Source organism: Bacteroidota bacterium, assembly GCA_016699695.1.
Taxonomy (GTDB): Bacteria; Bacteroidota; Bacteroidia; order Bacteroidales; family UBA10428; genus UBA10428.
Window position 1 is genome coordinate 2,768,963 of the sequence record CP065006.1, and the last position, 21,862, is coordinate 2,790,824.

The following is a 21,862-nucleotide window of genomic DNA, read 5'->3' on the forward strand; positions in this document are numbered from 1 at the left end:
CATGTTTACGGGTTAATTCGCAATGACAACCGACATTTTTCAATGAATTGCCCTTCCTGTGTAATTTAATTCGCAAGGCTTTTTTGTTGAAGTTAAGTGTTGGTTAGTACAAGGGAATGGTAAATGCACCGTTTTGGGCTAAATCTATTGTTTCAAGTTCTTTGGTTAAGGCAAATTTTACCCACTTATCGCGCGCATAATTGCTTAAAGTATTGCCAAGGATAATGGGGCCTGTCCATTCAAAATTTGCACTTGGCATAACTTTTCCAAAGACATAAAGGTAGCTTTTGTGATTACTTGTGAATTTTGAAGGCAGATATTTTTCTGTCATTATCAGTTCAATTTCATCGTTAGCACTGATAAGGGTATAGCCATTTTGGGCCTCTGTGGTTCCGTCCTTTTCATGTCTGCTGTAAAGGCGAAAAGTTTCTACAGGTTCGTGAATACGCATTTTTAACCAATGTTTCTTCAGGTAATATTTTTTCAAACTTTCAAACCTTGACTCACTGCTACTTACAATCAGGAAGTTTTTATTGTCACCATAAATGCCAATCATTTCGGCACCCGGTTGGGCATAGGCAATGAGTTTCCGATTCTGATTATGTGTTTGGGTTTGGTAAAACGCATATCCTGACCAAAGCAGAAACATAGCCAAAGCCATTAGTAGCAATTTATTCCTGGCTTCCAAAAGCCATTTGGAAAGCAAAATTAAAATCGCAAAGGAAAACAGTATAGCAGGTCTGTCAAAGTGTATATTCTCTATCACAGAACCAGGTAACTTCTCAACAAATATTATCCACTTATTAGCGACTTGAAGGCAAAATTCCAGTATCCACGATACAATTTCCCTCAACAAGGGTATTTCCGCAATAACCAGAGCTGCTATTGCCAAAACAAGAGCGAAAGCAAACAAAGGGATCAACACCAGGTTGGCTAACCAGAAATAAACAGGAAACTGGTTAAAATAATATAAGGTAACTGGAGCTGTAATTAATTGTGCGGCAAAAGTAACGGTAAGTAATTTGAACACATAATCGGCCAGATAAGATTTAAACTCGAACAACTTATAAAAATGAGGTTGAAAAAACACTATCCCGCCAACGGCCAGAAAAGACAACTGAAAACCAACATGAAACAAAATTAACGGATTAATAAGAAGCATAATTAAAGCAGCCAGGGCTAACAGATTAAACATATTTATTTCGCGCTTAATCGATCTTCCTAAAGCGAAAACTGTAAACATGATGGCTGCCCTGATTACCGAAGGCGAAAGGCCGGTGATGAGTGCATAAAACCAAATGATTAGAACTATTACAACAGTTTTTATTTGTCTAGTCCAAGGATTTTTATCCAATATTGCCAGTAAAAAATTCAGAAAAAGGTAGAGTATTCCAACATGTAGGCCAGATACCGCCAGAACATGAATTACGCCTGTGTTAGCATAGCTTTTTTCAATTTCGTCCGAAAGTAGATCGCGGTTGCCAAGGGTTAATGCTGTTACTACGGCCAAGGCATTTGGCTCCTCCAACATCGAGGCAAATTGTTGCATGGCTCTTGCTTGTATGTTGGTGGCCAGACGTTTGACAGGGAATCTTTTCCCCGATTTTATGACCAAAAAGTCCTTCGATACATATCCTTTGCAAAAATAGCCTCTTTGTGCCTGATAGAGGCTTGCATTCCATTCGTTGGGATTCCCATTGTTCTTAATAGGTTTTAAAGTGGCTTTAAAGAAAACCCTCGATCCTATTTGAGTGGTATCGGCAAGCAGACTATCTTTGTTGGTATAGAGAAGCGCCTTTACCGGTCTTGTTTTTAAAAAAGAAGCTTGCTTATCGTTAATCAGCAAAACAGGCAGTAATGTCGAATTGCTTTTTCGTTGAGGCTTTTCGCAAATTATACCTTGCCAGATACCTTCATTTTCAAATTTTGTAGGTATTTTTACGCTGTAAAACGTGTTGCACATTGCAATTGTCATTATCAGCAAGAATAAAATAGTACTGGAAATTAGGCGATGGTTTGTTTTATTTTGCTGAACTATGATGATGAAAATACCTGTAGAAATGCTCACAAACAAGATTACAGAAGGATCAGAAAGATATTTGCCGGCATAAAATGCGAGCAGGATGCCCATGATATAAGCAATTAGTACTCTGACCAGAGGTGTTCTACGTAAATACAATTTGCTTTTCATTTGAATGAAAAGATGACTAAAAGGGAATTTTTATAGCTTTGAAAAAAAATGTAATTTAAAACAATAAATAAAAAACATAAGAAAATGATCGATTTAAAAACAAATTACCTTGGTATTGAGCTAAAGAACCCTATTGTATTGGGAGCAAGTAATTTGGTTAATAACCTTGATAATGTAAAACGAGCAGAGGCAAGTGGTGTGGCTGCCATTGTATATAAATCTTTATTCGAAGAGCAGATTCAACTCGAACGCGCTCAGTTGGATGATCAGCTTGAGGAGTATGCCGAACGTGGTGCAGAAATGACCAGTATCTTCCCGAATATCGAGCATGCCGGACCAGAAGAGCACCTTTTTAACCTGGCCCGTGTAAAGCAAAATGTTAAAATTCCTGTAATTGCCAGCCTGAATGCTATATTAAAAGAGTCGTGGATTGATTATGCCCAGCAGATGGAAAAAACAGGTGTGGATGCCATTGAAATTAACTTCTTTTATGTTCCGAAAAAATCCGACCTCGATGGCCATTTGGTTGTGCAGGAACAAGTAGAGATATTAAAAGCAATAAAAAGTAGTGTAAAAATACCAGTGAGTGTTAAATTGAGTCCATTTTACGCCAATCCCTTGCACATTATTTCAATGCTCGAGAAAGCTGGTGCCAATGGTTTTGTATTGTTGAACCGGTTGTTTCAGCCCGATATCGATATCGAAAAAGAGTCTCACCTTGCCAGCCTGACCTTGAGTAGCCCGGATGACCATCGTTTGCCGCTTCGCTTTGCCGGTTTGTTGTATGGCAATGTAAAGGCAAGCATTTGCAGCAACACAGGCATTTATACCGGAGCCGATGTAGTTAAAATGATTCTTGCTGGTGCAGATTGTGTGCAGGTAGTAAGCACACTTTACAAGAACAAAATAGAGTATGTTAGCACCATGCTTGAAGATATTACCGCCTGGATGGAAAAGAAATCCTATAAATCAATTAAAGACTTCCAGGGTAAGCTTTCACACAAAAACACAAACGATCCATTCGTTTATAAAAGGGCACAATATATCGACCTGCTTCTCAAATCGGACGATATCTTTAAAAAATACCCGGTATTATAAATCAGCTTTTTTAGAGCAGAACATGGTTTATAGTTAAAATTGAACTAGATAAAAAAGGGTCCCGAAAGGACCCTTTTTTTTCTGGCTATTTGCGCTTATTCGTTTCTATAAATACTTCATCTTCTTCAGCACCTCCTACAGTGCCAACAATTCTAAATTCGGTCCGACGGTTCTTTTCCCTGCCTTCGGGGTTATCCGATCCATCTGGTTTGGAGTTAGGAGCCACCGGATTGGTGCTGCCATAACCTTTTGCTACAAGACGATCGGTAGGGATGCCTTTACTTATAAGGTAGGTTACTACACTGTTGGCACGTTTTTGCGACAATTCGAGGTTGTATTGTTCACCGCCCACGCTATCCGTATGCGATCCGATTTCTACCACAAATTCAGGGGCTTCTTTCAACAATACCAAAAGGGTGGTGTCGAGAATACTTTTAGCCCTTCCAGACAAATCGGCGCTGTTAAATTCGTAGTAAATATCTGCTAATACAATTGGTTTGTCTGTTAATACATTAACCCATGTCGGCGGCATGGTAATGGTATCGGAAAAGTTGAAAAATTCAGTGGAGAGGAACATTTTTTCATCGAAATATTGAAATCCTTCCATTTTAAACTCATATTCCTGATTAGGTTGCAGGGCGAAATAGTAATTTCCGTCTTCAGAAGTTGTATACCTGTCCATAAACACATACTCATTATTCTCCTTGTCGAGCTTATAAAGAGCAATGATTGCGTCTTTCATCGGCTCCATCGATTCATCGGGGTTCATGAAATCGAAATTCGACATATCTTTTTTACGTCCAAAGCGGTCTTGCTCAAATGGGTAAATGGTACCTGTTACTGTAATGCTGATAAAATCATTCCATCGGTAAGAGAAAATATCATCACAGCAGGTATTTATATCATCTGATTCAGGGCGGTTTGATACCAGAAAGCCATTGTCTCCTTTTCTACTTAAGGTAAAATACAAATCGTCATAGCTCGAGTTAATCGGGTAGCCCGCATTTACCACATTCGACCATTTCCTTCTTTCGCCAAAGGCGCTAAAGATATCGAGCCCGCCAATACCCGGAAGTCCAGTCGAACTAAAATACAATGTGCGGGTGGTAAGGTCATAGAAAGGAGTCATTTCATCGCCTACTGTATTAATTCTGCTGCCTAAGTTCTGAGGCTTACTATAACTGTCTTTTTCATCGTCCCATACGGTATACCAGATATCCAGACCACCTTTTCCCTCCGGCTGGTTCGATACATAAAAAATAATCTCCCGGTCACTTTGGGCTGTTCTTCCCAGGGCAGGCTGGGTTGATGTATAGTTCGGATCGTTGATAATTGGTGGTAGCTTTTCAATTCTTGTCCATTGGTCACCTTCGCGTGTGCTACGGTAAATAGCACTAATCACCTGACCCTGCCAGTTTCGGGTAGACCGTGTGAAATAAAATCGCTTTCCGTCGCGCGAAATTACACCATTGCCTGTCTCCACACCGGGAATGTTAATGGTACCTGGTAGTGGTTCGCCGCCATTCCAGTCCATTCCTTCTTTTTTGGCAATATAAAACTGCCTCACAGGCATAGCCGAATCGGCATTTCTTTCGCTAAAGAACACAAGAGAATCGATACGCAGGGAGGCATAAATAAAAGCATTGTCGTTTACCGGAATGGGCGACAATTCGATATGCGGACTGTTGATGCTCGAATTAAGCTTTTCGATGTTTATATCCAGTGGATTAGCGATGATAAACTTAGCACTGTCGCAACCGGAAATCTCGTTTTTCACAATTTTGCTGTAAACCGGCTCGTCTTTTCCCTGATAGTCGCGCTTAAATTTTTTAAACTCAGCAATAGCTTCTTCATAATTGCCAGTTGCTTTAAGCATCTGGGCATAATAAAATTGCGATAAAGGATATTTTCCCAATGCTTCTTTCGAAACGACTGCATAAAGCTCCTGTGCCTGAAGATAGTTCCTGACATTCCGATGCAATCCGGCCAACTGATAGTTTACTTCCTGATCGTTTGGTTTCAGGTTATGATAGCGTTCGAGAAACACAATGGCAGTGAAGGCATCGTTGGAACGAATTGCTGTTTTTGCAAACTTCTTAAGCTGCGCGGGCGACAGCTGATCGATGTTGTTGATTTGCGCCTGGCTACTGGATAAACTCACCAGCAATAGAATGGCACAAAGGGCTATGGTATGTTTAAAACCTTTCACAGGGAATAGAATAACTGTTTAATACTGTACTTATACTTTTGTATATCAACGAAATTTCGAAGGTCGATACATTGGCGCTTTGGCTCATTCCGGTTACATTGATATCGTAACTCAATGCTACATCGAGGCGGCCTACTGTGGCGCCAATTAACATCGATATGTCGCTGAGTGGACTACTAATTCCATTACGAACTGTAAGGCCTCCAAACACTTCTTTCAGGCTCGAACGGTTACCAAGAAGTCTGTAACCGGCTTGTGCCCCTAGAATGGTGAGGGTATTGCTATTGTTGCTACTGATTAAAAAAGTAGGAAGGACATATATTTCGTCGTTGAGGTTGGCTTTTACCAAACCATGAAGGGTGGTGTTTACAGGAACTTTTTCGGTAGCTCCGTAAAACGATTGATTGGGTTGGTTTAAATGTGAAAATGAAACACCAACCTCAGGTTCTAATTTACCAAAGGTGCGTCGCCAGATTATTCCCAGATCTAGGTCGATGTATCCAGGCTCAGCCATGGCACCGGGTTCGCCACTCGGCAGATCGGGCTTGTCTGTAAGAGGGTTGTAGTTTCTCCAGTTGGCATTGCCTGAAGTATTACTAACATATCCAACTTGTAGGCCACCTGAAAAGAAGTTGTCGCTCAACTTATAGAAATAACTCGCCGAAAGGGCAATTTTATCTCGTGTAATATTTTTCGAATAATCGTCGACCAACAGAAGTCCTAAGCCATAATTATGGTTTCTGAATTGCATGGGAACATCCACTGCGGCCACTGCTGTGGTGAAGGCATCTCCGGTGGCCTTCCATTGATTTCTATAACTAATGGCAGCACGCCAATTTCCATAGAAATTGCCTGTATGAGCAGGGTTTAAAAACAATGGGTTGTAATTGTAGGTGCTAAGTTTGGTATCCTGTGCACTAGCTGGGATATATCCTGCCATCAGAATCAGGAAAAAGATTTTGAGGCATAAGCTCTTAGCTGACTGGCATTGAAAAGTTATGAACAATTTCATAAGTTGTAAATATGAAAAACTTCACAAAAAATAAGCATTATTTATGGGATATGAAACATATTTATTGACAATAAGCTGCGGCCTTTCGCTAATTTTCTTTTAATATTACTCAATAAATAATATTTTTAGAAGTGCAATCGGTTGAGTTTGTTCATTCCGGTTTTTTAAAGCATTAATTAAGTTCTTGATTTATTGTTATTTGAATTCAATAAAAACATAGTATATGCTCATACGAATTTGTGCCCACAATAAGCTAATGCTTCAACTTTCTGGAATCATTAACCGGAAGAAAATATTTTATGCGTTTATAACTTTTATTTTTTTTCCGCTTGCTTCGAGTTTTGCTCAGGTGGAAGCGATATTTGATGCTGTACCTACAGGAGGTTGTTCTCCACTTACGGTTGAATTCCAAAACAGCAGCACCGGTTCGAATCTTTATTATTATTGGGATTTTGGACTTGGATTTGCCGATACCAGCAATGCTGTGAACCCTGTGAAGACTTTTTCGGTGCGGGGAGTATACTCAGTAACTCTTACCGTAACTAATACGGTAACCATGGAAACCGATGCCGTTACGCATGACATAGAAGTGGATGAAACCCCTGAGGTTGATTTTTCAGTGAACAAACCATCGTTTTGCCGCAGCGAGCCGGTACGTTTTGAGTTTACCCCTTCTGATGCCCGACTGGATAGTTTGCGATGGGATTTTGGAGATGGAACACAAATAAGTACGCTAGAAAATCCTGTTTTTCATACCTATACAGAGGGAGATACTTACGATGTAATTTTATATGCTTTTCTTGGCCAATGTGCCGATACCATCACCCACACTGTTACGGTAAAAAGTGTACTTGCCAACTTTACCATGAGTACCTATGAGGGTTGTTTAGGTGATTCAGTAGTATTTGCACTTGGCGATACTGCGGACATTACAAGTTTTAAATGGCTTCCAGAGGGTATTGGAGGGCTGGAAGTATCCAACATCAACCCTTATAGCCATCCCTATAATGTTGCCAGTAGTTATCTGCCCCTTTTGCAGGTAAGTGGCCCGGATGGTTCCTGCGAGCTTACCGATAGTACCTTGCGCATTTATTACGTGGATGCTGGTATAGGTTACCAAAGCAATGTGTTTTGCGATGGGCTCAATGTTACGTTTAAAAACCTTACCTCGAGCGACGATACGGCATTAACCTACCTGTGGGATCTGGGAAATGGACAATTTGATACTAGTTATGTGCCCACGGAATCATACAGTGCAGGTGAATATACTGTGAAACTCCTGGTGAACAATTCGATTGGTTGTGCCGATAGTGCTTCCGAAGAATTTACAATCAATCCGCTACCAAGCATTGTAGTAGGAAATGATACTTCCATTTGCCAGGGAGGCACGGCACAACTTTTTGCCAGCGGAGGGAATACCATTGTGTGGTCTCCTGTTACGGGCCTGAATAATTTCCAAAGTTATACGCCATTGGCTTCGCCCGATACCCTCACACGCTACGAACCTGTAGTAACCGATACAATAACCAATTGTAGAAGTGTGCAGGGTTCGGTGGCTCAAACCGTTACCGTACTTATTCCGGAAGCTATTTTAACCACCATCAACGTAGTGGATACTACTATTTATCTGGGCGCAAGTGTTACGATTCAGGTCGACTCAAACCCTAATTTTAATTACCTCTGGTCTCCCGACCAATACATTAGTTGCACCAGCTGTACCAGTCCGATTATCAAGCCACTTGTACCAGGCGATTACATCTATACCCTTACAGTCTGGGATAAAATCGGATGTGCTTCGATCGATACCACCGTTCGAGTAATTTCAGAAGAGTTGTATAGCATTGGCCTTTCCGAAGCCTTTACACCCAATGGTGATGGGATTAATGAAACCATTATGGTTGATGGTTGGGGAATTAGTCGTTTGGTCGAATTCAGCGTCTACAACCGCTGGGGCCAAAAAATGTTTACCACCGATAATCTTGAGGACTTGGGATGGGATGGCACTTTCGAAGGAAAACCTCAAAAGGTTGATACTTATACCTACTTTATAAAGGCCGAGATGTTGAATGATACGGTTATTGAAAAGCGCGGTAGTTTTGGTCTTTTCCGCTAAACATAGCAGACAAAGAGATTAATAAAGTGAAAGACCGAAAAAGGATTCGAATCCTTTTTCGGTAATTTTTAATTGTTTACACTTGCTAATCACAGATTTATCAGCTTGTCGCTGCTGGTTTGAGCATCCACAGCAGTTATAGCGGCCATGTTGATAATCTGCCGCACGGTACTTTCCATTTGTAAAATGTGTATGGGTTTTTTCATTCCCAGCAAAATTGGGCCAATGATATCGGCGTCACCCAGTTCACTCATCATTTTATAGGCTATGTTGCCTGAGCTTAAGCCCGGGAAGATGATGGTATTCACATCGCGGTTTGCTAGTTTGGTGAATGGAAATTTCTTTTGCCTTAGTTCCTTATCGAAAGCATAATTGGCCTGCATTTCACCATCCACAAGTAAATTGGGGTGCTCCTGATGTAGAATTTCAATGGCTTCCTGCACCTTTTTTGGGCTTCCATCGCGTGTAGTTCCAAAATTAGAATAGGAAACCATGGCAATTACCGGTTCAATATTAAACTTTCTTACTTCGTGTGCAGTTAGCAAAGTGATATCGGCAAGCGTTCGTCCATTGGGTTCAATGTTTACTGTGGTGTCGGCAAAAAAGTAAGGTCCCTTTTTCGTTTGCACAATGTACATACCAGCAATGGTGCGCTGGCTGTTGTTGGTACCTATCAACTGTATTGCGGGTCTGATGGTATTGGCATAGCTTGTGGAGAATCCTGCCAGGAATCCATCTACATCGCCATTGTCTACCATCATTGCACCAAAATAGTTGGGATCATCAATTTTTTTTGTGGCTTCTTCTAAAGTCAAACCTTTGCGTTTTCTACGTTCGAAAACCATTTGAGTAAATTTCTTCTTGCGGTCTGTCTCGTGCCCATCGCGAAAATCGATTATTTCAATTCCATTGATGTTCAAATGGTTTTGCTTGGCAGTAAGTTCAATTTCCTTTTTATTCCCCAGAAGCACAGGTTCAGCAATGCCTTCGCCTTTAACAACCAACACCGCCTTTAGTATCCGGTATTGTTCGGCATCGGCAAACAATATTCTTTTTTTAACTTGTTTGGCTTTAAGGTGTACATCGTTAATCAGCTGGTTGTAAAGGCCCATACGTTTCATCAGGCTAATTTTATAGGCTTCCCAGTCGGTTATTGGGGTGCGTGCTACTCCGCTATCCATTGCGGCTTTTGCTACTGCAGGAGCCACTTCAGTGATAAGTCTTGGATCGAGCGGTTTTGGAATGATATAATCGCGGCCAAAGGAAAGATTTTTGGTTTTGTAGGCAGCATTCACCTTTTCAGGCACTTCCTGTTTGGCCAGATTGGCCAGAGCATAAACAGCGGCAATCTTCATTTCTTCGTTTATCTGTTTTGCTTTTACATCAAGAGCACCTCTGAAGATAAACGGAAAACCCAGTACGTTGTTAATTTGATTTGGATAATCGGAACGACCTGTTGCCACAATTACATCTTTGCGCGCTGTTATGGCATCCTCGTAAGAAATTTCCGGCACAGGATTGGCCATTGCAAATACTATGGCTTCCGGTGCCATCGATTTTACCATTTCCTTGGTCATGATATTTCCTTTCGAGAGGCCCAGGAATACATCGGCTCCCTTGATAACTTCTTCGAGGGTATTTAGATTGGAATCCTGTGCAAAGTCCTTCTTGTATTTGTTCAGGTCGGTTCGGGACTTGGTAATAAGCCCCTTGGTATCGAGCATATAGATATTCTGTATTTTAACACCTAACTGAACATACAATTTGGAACATGAAATAGCCGAAGCACCTGCTCCGTTTACTACAACTTTAATCTTTTTTATGTCTTTTCCGGTAATCTCGAGGGCATTGAGCAAACCCGCCGAAGAAATAATGGCGGTACCATGCTGGTCGTCATGAAATACAGGGATATTCAGTTCTTTTTTAAGTATCTCCTCAATTTCAAAACATTCCGGTGCTTTGATATCTTCTAGGTTAATACCTCCGAATGTGGGTGAAATTGCCTTGGCTACATCCACAAATTCTTCTATAGTGTGCTTGTCAATTTCAATATCGAATACATCTACATCGGCAAATACCTTAAACAGTAGTCCTTTTCCTTCCATTACAGGTTTACCTGCGAGGGCGCCTATATCTCCTAAGCCCAGCACTGCTGTTCCGTTTGACATCACTGCCACCAGGTTGTTTTTGGCTGTATACAAGTAGGCATCGTCGGGGTTTTTTTCGATTTCTTTACACGGTTCCGCTACGCCAGGAGAATAAGCCAGCGATAAATCAAGCTGTGTGCTATATGGTTTGGTAGGAACAACCTCAATTTTACCAGCACGTCCCTCGGAGTGGTACCGCAATGCATCTTCGCGTGTAAATGTAGCCATGATAACAGGTGTTTAGTTGAGTGTAAAAGTTATTACGATTTGGCGGGAAAAAATATGACAATTGTTTAATATACCCTTTTGTGACATTTTTCATGTAACCAGTCAATTCATTTCCCGTAAAGTAGTTTGTTTTGTGAGAAAGGATAGAGAGGGGATGTATAAATCGAAGATTGATAAGGAAAGGAAAATTCTTTACGTTGAACTGGAAGATGTTTTTAATCAGGACGATACGCTTGAAGCAGCAAAGGATTTTTGGGTTAAAATGGCCACACTTGGGAAAGGTTCTTTTATAGTGTGCGATATTTCTCGTTTACAAAGTGGACCCCGGAGTTCACGGATCATGTTGCAGCGGATAATGAAACTTATAGATTCTTATGAGCCACAGGCAATTTTCCGGGTTGTTGATGCTTATTCTGCTGCCATGGTGTTTGAGCGGGCATATAAGAATGCCGGTACCAATTACAAAGTGTATCGGGTCGATTCAAAAGAAATAGCTGAAGAAATGATCAGATCAATCAATAATATTCCATTAGTATTTAAACAGTTGCCATCTGTTAATTAAGCCCGGATTCTTGGTTGAAACTTGACGCTTTCTTCATCTAATTAGCCTCAAATGAACCATATTCAATCTTGTTTCGGTTCTGCCAGAATTCCGGATTGTATTCGCCCAGTTGCTTATCGAATGGTTCGTTGGTGAGGCATTCTTCCTTGGAAAATGGCTTAATGTCTTTGGTTTCTACATCGGTAACTACAAATGCTTTTCGCACATAACCCTTCGAATGCTCGGTATAATTTCCACTGTATTTTTTAGTGGCCTCACCTTCGGCTTGTACAATGGTTTTAGCTGGATACCATTTATTTTTTACTAGTCTGTATTCGGTCTCTTCAAAAACACGCAAATCCTCTACACTTAGACGATATAGTTTAAAAACGGGTTTAAGTATGACTGGTATTTCAGGAACCAGTTCTGAATTGTACATCACAAGGGCATAACTTGCTTTATCGATATAAAGCCTTACATCGGCGTTTACATGATCAATGGGTCTTTTGCTGATGCATCGTACAACATAAGTTTCACGTCCGCCGATGCTGGTGTTTTTCTCAAATTTAAGGTTAAACTTTTTCAAATAACCTTGCTGATAGTATTTCTGGAATTGCCTGATGTTGTCAATCGAAGTCAGGCTATTGGGTCCCGAAAAGTTAACCTGTATTGCCTGAACAGCTACACTATCAGGATCTTTACCTTTTCGCGTTGCTTTTTTTTGCTCTTTATTTGATTTCTTTTCGGCAAATCTTTTCATGAATTGAATCTCTCCCAAGTCATCACGGCTGCGTCCTTGTATTAGTCGTGCCTTGCATTGCGAAGTATCCTGGAAGGGAGGTGTATACAAATCGATGAAGGCTTCTACAAAGTCGATGTATTGATCATTTTCAACCAGTTCCTGCAAGTAAAAACCTTTTGTAATAAATGCCTCCTGAGAATAATTTTGTTCAAGGTTTTCCATTACAAGCCTGATTAGTTCTTCGGGACTATATGGTTTGATGGTTACAGCCTCAATTGGTGTAAGGGCAGGCTTTAGGCTAAAAGTTGTTTTTTTTCCTTGCAACTCAGCTACTGATGCTTTGTAGGAATGGTATCCAAGATAATTGATTTGAATGCTATCTCGCAGCAAGGAATCTGGCAGGTATAGGCGAAAAAAGCCCTCTGAATTGGAAACTGTGCCTGTGTATTGATTTACCACAGCAATTGAACCATAGGGTAAGGAATTTTTTGTTAATGCGTCTTTGATTTCTCCCTCTATCACCAGCTGGTTTTGAGCAAATATGGAGTGAACATTTAATGCAAGTAGTATGGTTAGGATCTGAATCTTCCGAAAAATTCTCATTGATTTTTTATTGTTTTAGCAATAGACGAAAAGTACGAAAGTGCCTAAAGAATAAAAAGTTAATAAAAGCTAATTCGACGGAGGGCTTTTTTGAAGTTCAACATGGGTATTTAATGCTGAGAGCATTATGTTTGGATAACAAAATCGGCATGGTTGCCGGGCAATATTTCCAGTAGAAATTCCTGTTCAATTATTTGTTTCAAAAGCAGTTCCTGCTCATCCTCTGGTATTTCTTGCCAGGAGAAGTATTCTTTAAATCGCTGCTTACGCTTTTTCTCAGTGGTTTCCAGAAGAATTTTTAAGTGCAATAATTTCAAAAGTGGCTCATGGGTAAGAACAGTTTTTCCTTCTATCAAAATTATGTCAGGCAGATCAGTCTTATCCAGTATTTCTGCCAATGTGCAAACCATGAATTCAGGCGTATGGGACTTCGGATTGAATTCAACATAAGCTTGTGCTTCACTTACTTTAGTGCCTTGATCGGACTGAATAAGTAATGTCTTATTTCCATGCAGTTCAAAATGCATTTTCAGGTAAGCGGCCAGGCTACTTTTACCTGTGCGGGAATTTCCACCAATTCCTATAATAAGTGGTTTTTCGATTTTGTTGAGCTCAATCTGCAGGTGATCAAAAAGATTTGCATATTCCTTGCTGGTGACTATCAGGGCTGCATCCAGCAGATTGTCTGCTAGAAAGTCTGGAGTATGCTTATAATCCTTTAATCCATAACCCGTTCTTACTCCTATGGTGTAGCAGCCTGCTTGTTTTCCGGCTTCCATGTCTCTGGCAGTATCGCCAATCATAATGGATTTTTTTAGGTCGATATTCCAATCGCGGGCAGCCTGCAACAACATGCCTGGTTTGGGTTTTCTGCAGGAACAATCTGTCTGGAATTCGTTCTCAGGAGTGGTATTGGCTTCAACCGGCATGTGAGGACATAAATAAATTGCATCGAGGTTTGCACCCTTTTTCTCTAATTCCATTCTCATGCGCTCATGGATGTTTTCCAGGTCGGTAAGCGTAAACATGCCACGCGCAATGGCCGATTGATTGGTTACCACTATGGTTTTATACCCCGCATTGCCAATTAGGCTCAATGCTTTGGGTGTATACCAGAAGAGTTCAAGGTCTTCGGGCTTAATAATGTAACTGCGTTCTGTGTTCATCACACCGTCGCGGTCGAGGAAAACAGCTATTGATTTTTGCGCAGAAACATTCATGATACTCATATTATCAGGTATGGTATAAGGGTGAAGGCCGAAAGATAATCATTCCAAAACTTTTTCTTTTAACATCTGCAAAACATAGCGGTCAACCGGAAAACTAAGGTCATCGTTTGTAAGTGTATCAAGACTTTGCCAACGAAATGATTGGCTGCCCTCGGTCAGAGGTTCAAAATCGAATTTCTTCTCAGAAATTTTAAACCGTATTTCTTCTTTAAAATCGAAAAAATAATAGATACTGATTAGCTGCACATTCTTATAAAACATGGCAGGCTGAAAATAGTGGGTAGTATAGAAATGTCCTGTAAGGACGATTTCCTGTCCATATTCTTCGATGGCTTCGCGCATCAAACAATCGGCAGGGCCTTCGCCATAATTCAGTCCGCCTCCGGGAAATTTGGTCATGTAAGTATTTAATACAAATTCGTCCGAAAGCAATATTTCCTTTTTTTCGTTCAACCTTAGTCCATAAACCCTGATGTTAAAAGTACCTGCCATATCAGTTTCTAAATTCAATATTACTTTGGATTAGTGCTTTCACTTCCTCCAACTGAACTGGATCAAACCAATGGCTTTCACTGTATCGCCTGAACCAAGTGAGCTGCCTGCGGGCATAAGCGCGGCTATGGTTTTTTATTTGTTCAATGGCTTCTTCAAGCTTTAAATTTCCTTCGAAATAACTAAAAAGCTCTGAATAGCCGACGGTTTTTAATGGGGTAAGGCCCTTCTTTGGCCATAAACTCCGAGCTTCTTCCACCAAACCAGCTTGAACCATCTTGTCGACCCTCTGGTTAATTCTGTTGTACAATACAGTTCTGTTGGTATCAAGAAAGAGATTGATCACATGAAAAGACCTTTCCTTGCTGGTTCTGAGCAGGAAACGGGAATAGGGAAGTCCGGTCATTTCAAATACTTCAAGTGCTTTGAGCAAACGTTTGGGATTGTTTTTATCCACTACTTCGAAGTATTCAGGATCAATTCGGTTCACTTCTTCCTGGAGCCTTTCAAGACCTTCGATTTCGAAAAAGCAATTGAGTTTTTGCCTGACTTCCGCACTGATGCTGGGCAAATCATCAATTCCTTTGCAGATGGCATCGATATATAAACCGGATCCACCTACCAGAAATGCGATATTGTTTTGTTTGAAAATACCATCCAGGCAAGCCAGTGCATCGCTTTCGTACCGGCTTGCGTTGTAGGCTTCATCTATACTAAGGTTTTGTACCAGGTGGTGTTTTACTTTTGCAAGATCAGAGGGCGAGGGAACTGCAGTACCAATTGTCATTTCCTTGAAAAACTGACGGCTGTCGGCCGAGACAATTTCGGTTTTAAAATGCTGTGCCAATGCAATTGAAACCGGAGTTTTTCCAATACCTGTGGGGCCACCAATAACAACAAGCAAAGGTTTCATAGGATATATTAATATTTCAGCTCATGCAAATATACTTTATTCGCTAAAATGAAATACCCTGTCATTGGATAGGGAAATACAGCTTTATCATAGGAATTTTATGAGATAGTGAAGGAAAAAACTGGCCAGCAGGTGTGCTGACCAGATTAATCAATTGGGCAATAGTCTACTTCTGCTGAATTTTAATAAGGTTAAGGGCCGAACCTGCTTTAAACCATTCAAACTGGTTTTGATTGTAGGTATGGTTTACTGCAAATTCCTCCTTTGTGCCATCGGCATGAGAAAGTCTTACTCTAAAAGCTTTTTCAGGATCAAAACTTTCTAGTCCAAGTATATCTATGGTATCATCCTCACGAATCTTGTCATAATCGGCTTTATTGCTGAAGGTCAAGGCCAGCATTCCCTGTTTTTTGAGGTTGGTTTCGTGGATACGGGCAAATGATTTTACCAAAACCGCTTTTACTCCAAGGTGGCGAGGCTCCATGGCGGCATGTTCGCGCGAGCTTCCCTCGCCATAATTCTCGTCGCCAACTATAAGGGTGCTGATACCAGCAGCCTGATAGGCTCTTTGTGCTGCAGGTACTTCCATAATTTCGCCTGTGAGCTGGTTCCTTACCTGGTTGGTTTTTTCGTTAAAGAAGTTCATGGCTCCAATGAGCAGATTGTTCGAGATGTTATCGAGGTGGCCACGGTATTTTAGCCATGGGCCTGCCATCGAAATATGGTCTGTGGTGCATTTCCCTTTAGCCTTAATAAGTAGCTTGAGTCCTGTAAGGTCTTTTCCATTCCAGGCTTTGAATGGCTCAAGCACTTGAAGGCGGTCTGAGCCTGGTTTTACAGATATTTGCACTTTCGATCCTTCGGCAGCAGGAGCCTGGTAACCGGCATCTTCTACATCAAAGCCTTTTATGGGCAATTCATCTCCAACAGGGGCCTCGAGTTTTACTTTTTCACCTTTTTTATTCAGCAGGGTATCGGTGATTGGGTTGAAGGTCAGATCGCCAGCAATGACCAGAGCAGTGACCAATTCGGGCGATGCTACAAAAGCATAGGTATTGGGGTTTCCATCGGCTCTTTTGGCGAAATTCCGGTTGAATGAGTGCACAATGGTATTTTTCTTCTGCTGCTCAGCTCCAATGCGCGACCATTGTCCGATGCAAGGGCCGCAGGCGTTGGCAAACACCTTTCCGCCTATTTTACTAAATGTATCTATAAAACCATCTCGTTCTATGGTATAACGCACTTGCTCCGAGCCGGGTGTGATAGTAAATTCCGATTTGGCAACCAGGTTTTTTTTCACAGCATCGTTTGCAATAGATGCAGCCCGTGAAATATCTTCGTAAGATGAATTGGTGCACGAACCTATCAGACCAACTTCAATATGGGTAGGCCAGCCGTTCTTTGTAGCCATCTCTTTCATTTTTCCGATTGGGGTTGCAATATCAGGAGAGAATGGTCCATTGAGATGAGGTTCCAGTTCCGAAAGGTTAATTTCAATAAGCTGATCGAAATATTTTTCAGGTTGGTCATAAACTTCTTCATCGCCGGTAAGGTAAGAGGCAATTTTGTCGGCCAGGTCAGCTACTTCTTTGCGACCGGTAGCATGAAGGTATCTCCGCATCGAATCGTCATAACCAAAAGTAGAAGTGGTGGCACCAATTTCGGCACCCATGTTGCAAATGGTGCCTTTGCCGGTAGCTGAAAGATTTTTGGCTCCCTCCCCAAAATATTCTACAATGCAACCGGTTCCACCTTTCACCGTAAGAATGCCGGCTACCCTAAGTATAACATCTTTCGCGGAAGTCCAGCCGTTAAGCTTGCCGGTAAGTTTTACACCTATTAATCTCGGAAATTTCAGTTCCCAGGGCATACCTACCATTACATCTACCGCATCGGCACCACCCACACCAATTGCAATCATGCCCAGCCCTCCGGCATTTACCGTATGCGAGTCGGTTCCAATCATCATACCTCCCGGGAAGGCATAATTCTCAAGCACTACCTGATGGATAATTCCTGCTCCTGGTTTCCAGAAACCAATGCCATATTTATTCGATACAGAACTTAAAAAGTCAAATACTTCCTCATTCGTTTGTTTGGCTGACAATAAGTCTTTCGAAGCGCCTTCTTTTGCAAGAATCAGGTGATCGCAATGCACTGTGGTCGGAACTACTGTTTTATTCCTTCCGGCCTGCATAAACTGTAACAATGCCATCTGGGCAGTAGCATCCTGCATGGCTACACGGTCGGGATTGAAATTAACATAGTCTGTCCCCCTCTTAAATTCTTTTGCGACTGGTTGATCGAGGTGTGCATACAAAATTTTTTCCGATAAGCTCAATGGCCTTCCGGTTACCTTTCTGGCTAGGTCTATTCGTTTTGTTAATTCTGAATAGACTTTTTTAATCATGTCGAGATCGAATATCATGGTAATGTATTTTTTTGTAGGCCTAATTTACGATTTTTGACCTTTTGTCGGTTAATAAGTTTGTATACATTTCTACTACTATTGAAGCTAATTTTAGAATTGTTTAAACATGTTTTTTGATGGTTTGTTCGTTTCTTTTATTTTTGATATACCAAATCCGTTATCTGAACTCTTATTTAAATCTTAAGTCGAATGAATAAGCTTGAAATTGCGGCATCTTCCAGTACTCCCAAGGTTGTTTTTGACCCCTCTGAAGGTGTTTTTAAAATCGAAGGCAGAGCAATTCCAGAAAATCCAAGCGAGTTTTTTAATGAGCCTGTTGTGTGGCTTAAGGAATATTTTAAAGACCCCTTGCCTTTAACTATCCTTGCCATTAATCTGGAATATGTCAACAGTGGCTCTGCAAAATATTTGCTTACCTTATTCAGAGTATTAAGAGAAGCAACCCTTCGCGGACACAAAATTGAGATTACCTGGTATTTCGAAGAAGACGATGAAGCCATTGAAAGTCTTGGTGAGCATTATAAAACTACTAGCGGAATTCCTTTTCGCCTGGTACAATACATTTAGTCTTTGCTTTCAAGTAAATCTTTATCAGCGATTAAACAGGATACTAACTTGTAAATTTGTCAAAATAAAAAAGCTGTTCGGGAAACCAGAACAGCTTTTTCTTTTTATAAGATGTACACTATTATTTTACAGTATCCATGTGTTTAATCAGGTCAACAACTTTTGCAGAATAACCCATTTCGTTGTCGTACCATGATACTACTTTTACAAAGTTAGGAGATAAAGAAATACCTGCTCCAGCATCGAAAATCGAAGTGCGGAAATCACCTACAAAATCGTTCGAAACTACTGCATCTTCAGTGTATCCCAAGATTCCTTTTAATTCGCCTTCAGAAGCTTTTTTCATGGCAGCGCAAATATCGGCATACGAAGCACCTTTTTCCAGGCGGCAGGTTAAGTCAACCACTGAAACGTCAGGAGTTGGCACACGGAAAGCCATACCTGTAAGTTTGCCGTTCAGCGAAGGAATAACTTTTCCAACAGCTTTAGCAGCGCCAGTCGACGATGGAATAATGTTCTGACCAGCACCACGGCCACCTCTCCAGTCTTTTGCAGATGGACCATCTACAGTTTTTTGAGTAGCTGTAGTGGCATGTACGGTAGTCATTAAGCCTTCTACAATGCCAAAGTTATCGTGAAGAACTTTTGCAATTGGAGCAAGACAGTTTGTTGTGCAGGAAGCATTTGACACGAAGTTCATGTCTTTTGTATACGATTTGTGGTTTACACCCATTACAAACATGGGGGTATCATCCTTAGAAGGAGCAGACATGATCACTTTTTTTGCACCAGCATCGATATGACCCTGACATTTTGCTTTTTCAAGGAATAAACCTGTTGATTCTACCACATAGTCAGCACCTACAGCTCCCCATTTAATGTCAGCCGGATTTTTTTCTGCAGTAACGCGAATAGTTTTACCGTCTACAATCAGCTGACCGTCTTTTACGGCTACTGTACCTTTGTATTGTCCGTGGGTTGAATCGTATTTCAACATATAAGCCATGTAATCAACATCAATGAGGTCATTGACTGCAACTACCTCAACACTTGAGTCAGCCATAGCGATGCGGAACACGAAGCGACCAATTCTTCCGAAGCCGTTAATCCCGATTTTAATTTTTCCCATATTACTTAAGTTTATAAAAATTAATAATTCCTTGTTCGTTTGTAAATTGAGGTGCGAATTTAAGAAATAAATTGAAAATGAACAACCTTGTGGGTTTGCTTTTGATTTTAATTGTGAAAAAAATAACAATAACCACTCGTGCTGATTGTTTTGTTTAACAATGCCTACTATTCGGCAAGCATTTGATCGATTTTTGTTTTTTTCTGCTCGTAGGGTGTGCTGATAACTTTTCCGAAACGGTAGCTTATAAATAAGGTAAGGTAAAATTGGTCGTCGGGCAATACAAACAGTAATTTGTTCGATTCTGTTTCCATTATGGGAACTTTTCCAATATAGGCATCGAAAGCAAGACCAAGTTCGAGGGCATGAAAAACATCGTCAAGTTTACTGTATTCGAAAGTATAACCAATTTTTCCAAAGATACCAGGCTGAACTTTCAAATTTTCTATTCCATACACAAAAGGTGCTTTGCCTATGATGTTTGGCGAAGTGTGCAATTGAAAAACATCGTAAACAACCTCATCATTAATAATATACTCGTAATAAATGGGTTTAAGGATAGCTAAGCTGGGGCCGAAATTGTAGAAGAAACGTATCGATATACCACCCTGGTCGCGTTTCTGAAACATTTCATTCTGGAAACCTATGGCCCCTTTGAGGGTGTACACTGCGTTTAGCTTACCATAGACAATGTTTCGGTTGTTGTAGGTGCTTATTTTTGCTTCTTTGGGGTGTTTGAGGTAGTTGAATTCGATTTCATAAAGGGTTTTTCTAAAAGCATCAATGCGCTTGGCATATCGGTAGTTACCACCAATACCATTGGAATTTAAAAGAAAGGCATAGGTCTTTTCGTTTCGATAAAATATTTTATCCTGATCGTCCAGCTCGCCCTGAGCAAAAGCTAGGCTTGAGCATACTAGTAACCATATGAGTAGAGAAAACTTCATGTTTTGAACAAAAATAGACAAAACAAGCGAGTTAAGTGAGAACAAAGGTTTTAATTCTTTCGAAAAAAAAGTGGAGTTTATTCTAATAGAAAGGCACACAACCAGGTGAAATTAAAATCTCGCACCTGATTGTGTGCCCCAATGACAAATTGTTATGTGAAGGCAGTTCCTTAAAGAAGAAACTAGCTGTTCGAATCGTCGTTCTGTTCTTGATCTGCCGAGCTATCAGCATATGCCGGACACACATAATTGTTGCAAGACACACTTAAAACTGCTAATACAACAACGGCAGCAATTATTATCGATACCCTTTTCATCTTATTTTTGAAGTTAGTTAGTAAATCTAAAATTTTGTACGCAAAAGATGCTTTTTAGTTTGCAATCATTCAGTTTGCTTTGATAAAAGTATAAAAATAATTGATGGATTGCAAAATTCATTCTGTGTATATTTGAACGGATAAACTTTAACAATAGTATTCATGATACCTGATTCTATTCTTCAGCATCGTTCGGTGCGAAATTATCGCGCGGAAGAAATACCTGATGAAACATTACAAAATATTTTAACAGCAGGAACCAGGGCTTCTACCACTGGTAATATGCAGGTTTACAGCATGGTGGTAACCCGCAATGAAACCCTGAAAGAAAGGCTTTGGGAGGTGCATTTTAAACAAAATATGGTAAAACAAGCTCCTATTGTAATTACCTTTTGTGCCGACTTTAATCGATTTAATACATGGTGCCAACATCGCCAGGCATTGCCAGGTTACGATAATTTTTTATCCTTTTTTACTGCGGCAATCGATGCACTGCTTGTGGCACAAAACGTTGCTATTGCTGCTGAGAGTGAAGGACTTGGAATTTGCTACCTTGGGACTACCACCTACCAGGCCGAAAAAATTATCGATATTCTGCAACTTCCAAAGTTTGTGGTACCTGTAACTACTCTTGTGATTGGCTATCCGGAAAAATGGCCTGAATTAACCGATCGCTTACCTCTTCAGGGTGTAGTTCATTTCGAAACCTATCGGGATTACACTTCAGTCGATATCGATACCATTTATAAAGAAAAAGAGGCTTTAGAGCTTACTCATAGGCTTCTGGCCGAGAACAATAAGCAAACCCTTGCGCAGGTTTTTACAGATAATCGTTATACCAAAAAAGACAATGTCTTTTTTTCCAAAGCCTTGCTCAGGGTGCTCGAAAAGCAAGGGTTTATGAATTATGAGGAATAAAAAAAGGCAGCTGTTCGGGCTGCCTTTTTTTATTG

The 21,862-nt window shown here is 40.7% G+C and carries 16 protein-coding genes; 5 read left to right on the forward strand and 11 right to left on the reverse strand.

Annotated elements, in window-relative coordinates:
* Window positions 1–103: 103 nt before the first annotated feature.
* On the reverse strand, window positions 104–2,131 hold the full coding sequence (locus IPM71_11680; protein ID QQS50244.1) for a ComEC/Rec2 family competence protein: 2,028 nt from the start codon (window positions 2,129–2,131) through the stop codon (window positions 104–106).
* 147 nt (window positions 2,132–2,278) lie between these two features.
* Here IPM71_11680 and IPM71_11685 point away from each other — a divergent pair, with 147 nt between their 5' ends.
* On the forward strand, window positions 2,279–3,289 hold the full coding sequence (locus tag IPM71_11685; GenBank protein QQS52830.1) for a dihydroorotate dehydrogenase-like protein: 1,011 nt from the start codon (window positions 2,279–2,281) through the stop codon (window positions 3,287–3,289).
* Window positions 3,290–3,374: 85 nt separating this feature from the next.
* Here IPM71_11685 and IPM71_11690 read toward each other — a convergent pair whose 3' ends face one another.
* Window positions 3,375–5,498: an OmpA family protein gene (locus IPM71_11690; protein ID QQS50245.1), complete on the reverse strand. Its 2,124-nt coding sequence runs from the start codon at window positions 5,496–5,498 to the stop codon at window positions 3,375–3,377.
* Window positions 5,485–6,438, reverse strand: a complete 954-nt coding sequence (locus IPM71_11695) for a PorP/SprF family type IX secretion system membrane protein (GenBank protein ID QQS50246.1) — start codon at window positions 6,436–6,438, stop codon at window positions 5,485–5,487. Before IPM71_11695 ends, IPM71_11690 begins: the two co-directional genes overlap by 14 nt.
* Window positions 6,439–6,733: 295 nt before the next feature.
* On the opposite strand from IPM71_11695, the gene IPM71_11700 reads away from it, so the two are divergent.
* Window positions 6,734–8,623, forward strand: coding sequence for a PKD domain-containing protein (locus IPM71_11700; protein QQS50247.1), 1,890 nt, complete (start codon window positions 6,734–6,736; stop codon window positions 8,621–8,623).
* An 89-nt stretch (window positions 8,624–8,712) separates the two neighbouring features.
* Here IPM71_11700 and IPM71_11705 read toward each other — a convergent pair whose 3' ends face one another.
* On the reverse strand, window positions 8,713–10,998 hold the full coding sequence (locus IPM71_11705; GenBank protein ID QQS50248.1) for an NADP-dependent malic enzyme: 2,286 nt from the start codon (window positions 10,996–10,998) through the stop codon (window positions 8,713–8,715).
* 133 nt (window positions 10,999–11,131) lie between these two features.
* On the opposite strand from IPM71_11705, the gene IPM71_11710 reads away from it, so the two are divergent.
* Window positions 11,132–11,560 carry a hypothetical protein gene (locus IPM71_11710; GenBank protein QQS50249.1) on the forward strand — a complete coding sequence of 143 codons (429 nt, stop codon included), beginning with the start codon at window positions 11,132–11,134 and terminating at the stop codon, window positions 11,558–11,560.
* 37 nt (window positions 11,561–11,597) lie between these two features.
* Here IPM71_11710 and IPM71_11715 read toward each other — a convergent pair whose 3' ends face one another.
* The 5 genes from IPM71_11715 to IPM71_11735 form a co-directional block, all read right to left on the reverse strand.
* Complete coding sequence (locus tag IPM71_11715; protein QQS50250.1) at window positions 11,598–12,884, reverse strand: carboxypeptidase-like regulatory domain-containing protein; 1,287 nt, start codon at window positions 12,882–12,884, stop codon at window positions 11,598–11,600.
* A 125-nt stretch (window positions 12,885–13,009) separates the two neighbouring features.
* Window positions 13,010–14,104 carry an HAD-IIIA family hydrolase gene (locus tag IPM71_11720; protein ID QQS50251.1) on the reverse strand — a complete coding sequence of 365 codons (1,095 nt, stop codon included), beginning with the start codon at window positions 14,102–14,104 and terminating at the stop codon, window positions 13,010–13,012.
* Window positions 14,105–14,152: 48 nt separating this feature from the next.
* Window positions 14,153–14,605: an NUDIX domain-containing protein gene (locus tag IPM71_11725; protein ID QQS50252.1), complete on the reverse strand. Its 453-nt coding sequence runs from the start codon at window positions 14,603–14,605 to the stop codon at window positions 14,153–14,155.
* A gap of 1 nt (window position 14,606) precedes the next feature.
* Window positions 14,607–15,518 (reverse strand): tRNA (adenosine(37)-N6)-dimethylallyltransferase MiaA, encoded by a 912-nt coding sequence (gene miaA / locus IPM71_11730; protein QQS50253.1) that lies wholly within the window; start codon window positions 15,516–15,518, stop codon window positions 14,607–14,609.
* Window positions 15,519–15,684: 166 nt separating this feature from the next.
* On the reverse strand, window positions 15,685–17,946 hold the full coding sequence (locus IPM71_11735; protein ID QQS50254.1) for an aconitate hydratase: 2,262 nt from the start codon (window positions 17,944–17,946) through the stop codon (window positions 15,685–15,687).
* Window positions 17,947–18,138: 192 nt separating this feature from the next.
* On the opposite strand from IPM71_11735, the gene IPM71_11740 reads away from it, so the two are divergent.
* Window positions 18,139–18,516: a DUF1987 domain-containing protein gene (locus IPM71_11740; GenBank protein ID QQS50255.1), complete on the forward strand. Its 378-nt coding sequence runs from the start codon at window positions 18,139–18,141 to the stop codon at window positions 18,514–18,516.
* A 121-nt stretch (window positions 18,517–18,637) separates the two neighbouring features.
* Here the strand turns inward: IPM71_11740 and gap are convergent, their stop codons facing one another.
* The gene (gene gap, locus IPM71_11745) at window positions 18,638–19,645 is read right to left on the reverse strand and encodes a type I glyceraldehyde-3-phosphate dehydrogenase (GenBank protein ID QQS50256.1); all 1,008 of its coding nucleotides are present in this window, start codon (window positions 19,643–19,645) and stop codon (window positions 18,638–18,640) included.
* Between the two features lie 167 nt (window positions 19,646–19,812).
* Entirely contained in the window at window positions 19,813–20,592 is a 780-nt protein-coding gene (locus IPM71_11750; protein QQS50257.1) for a hypothetical protein, read from the reverse strand.
* A 482-nt stretch (window positions 20,593–21,074) separates the two neighbouring features.
* Here IPM71_11750 and IPM71_11755 point away from each other — a divergent pair, with 482 nt between their 5' ends.
* Window positions 21,075–21,827 carry a nitroreductase family protein gene (locus tag IPM71_11755; GenBank protein QQS52831.1) on the forward strand — a complete coding sequence of 251 codons (753 nt, stop codon included), beginning with the start codon at window positions 21,075–21,077 and terminating at the stop codon, window positions 21,825–21,827.
* The last annotated feature ends 35 nt before the right edge of the window (window positions 21,828–21,862 follow it).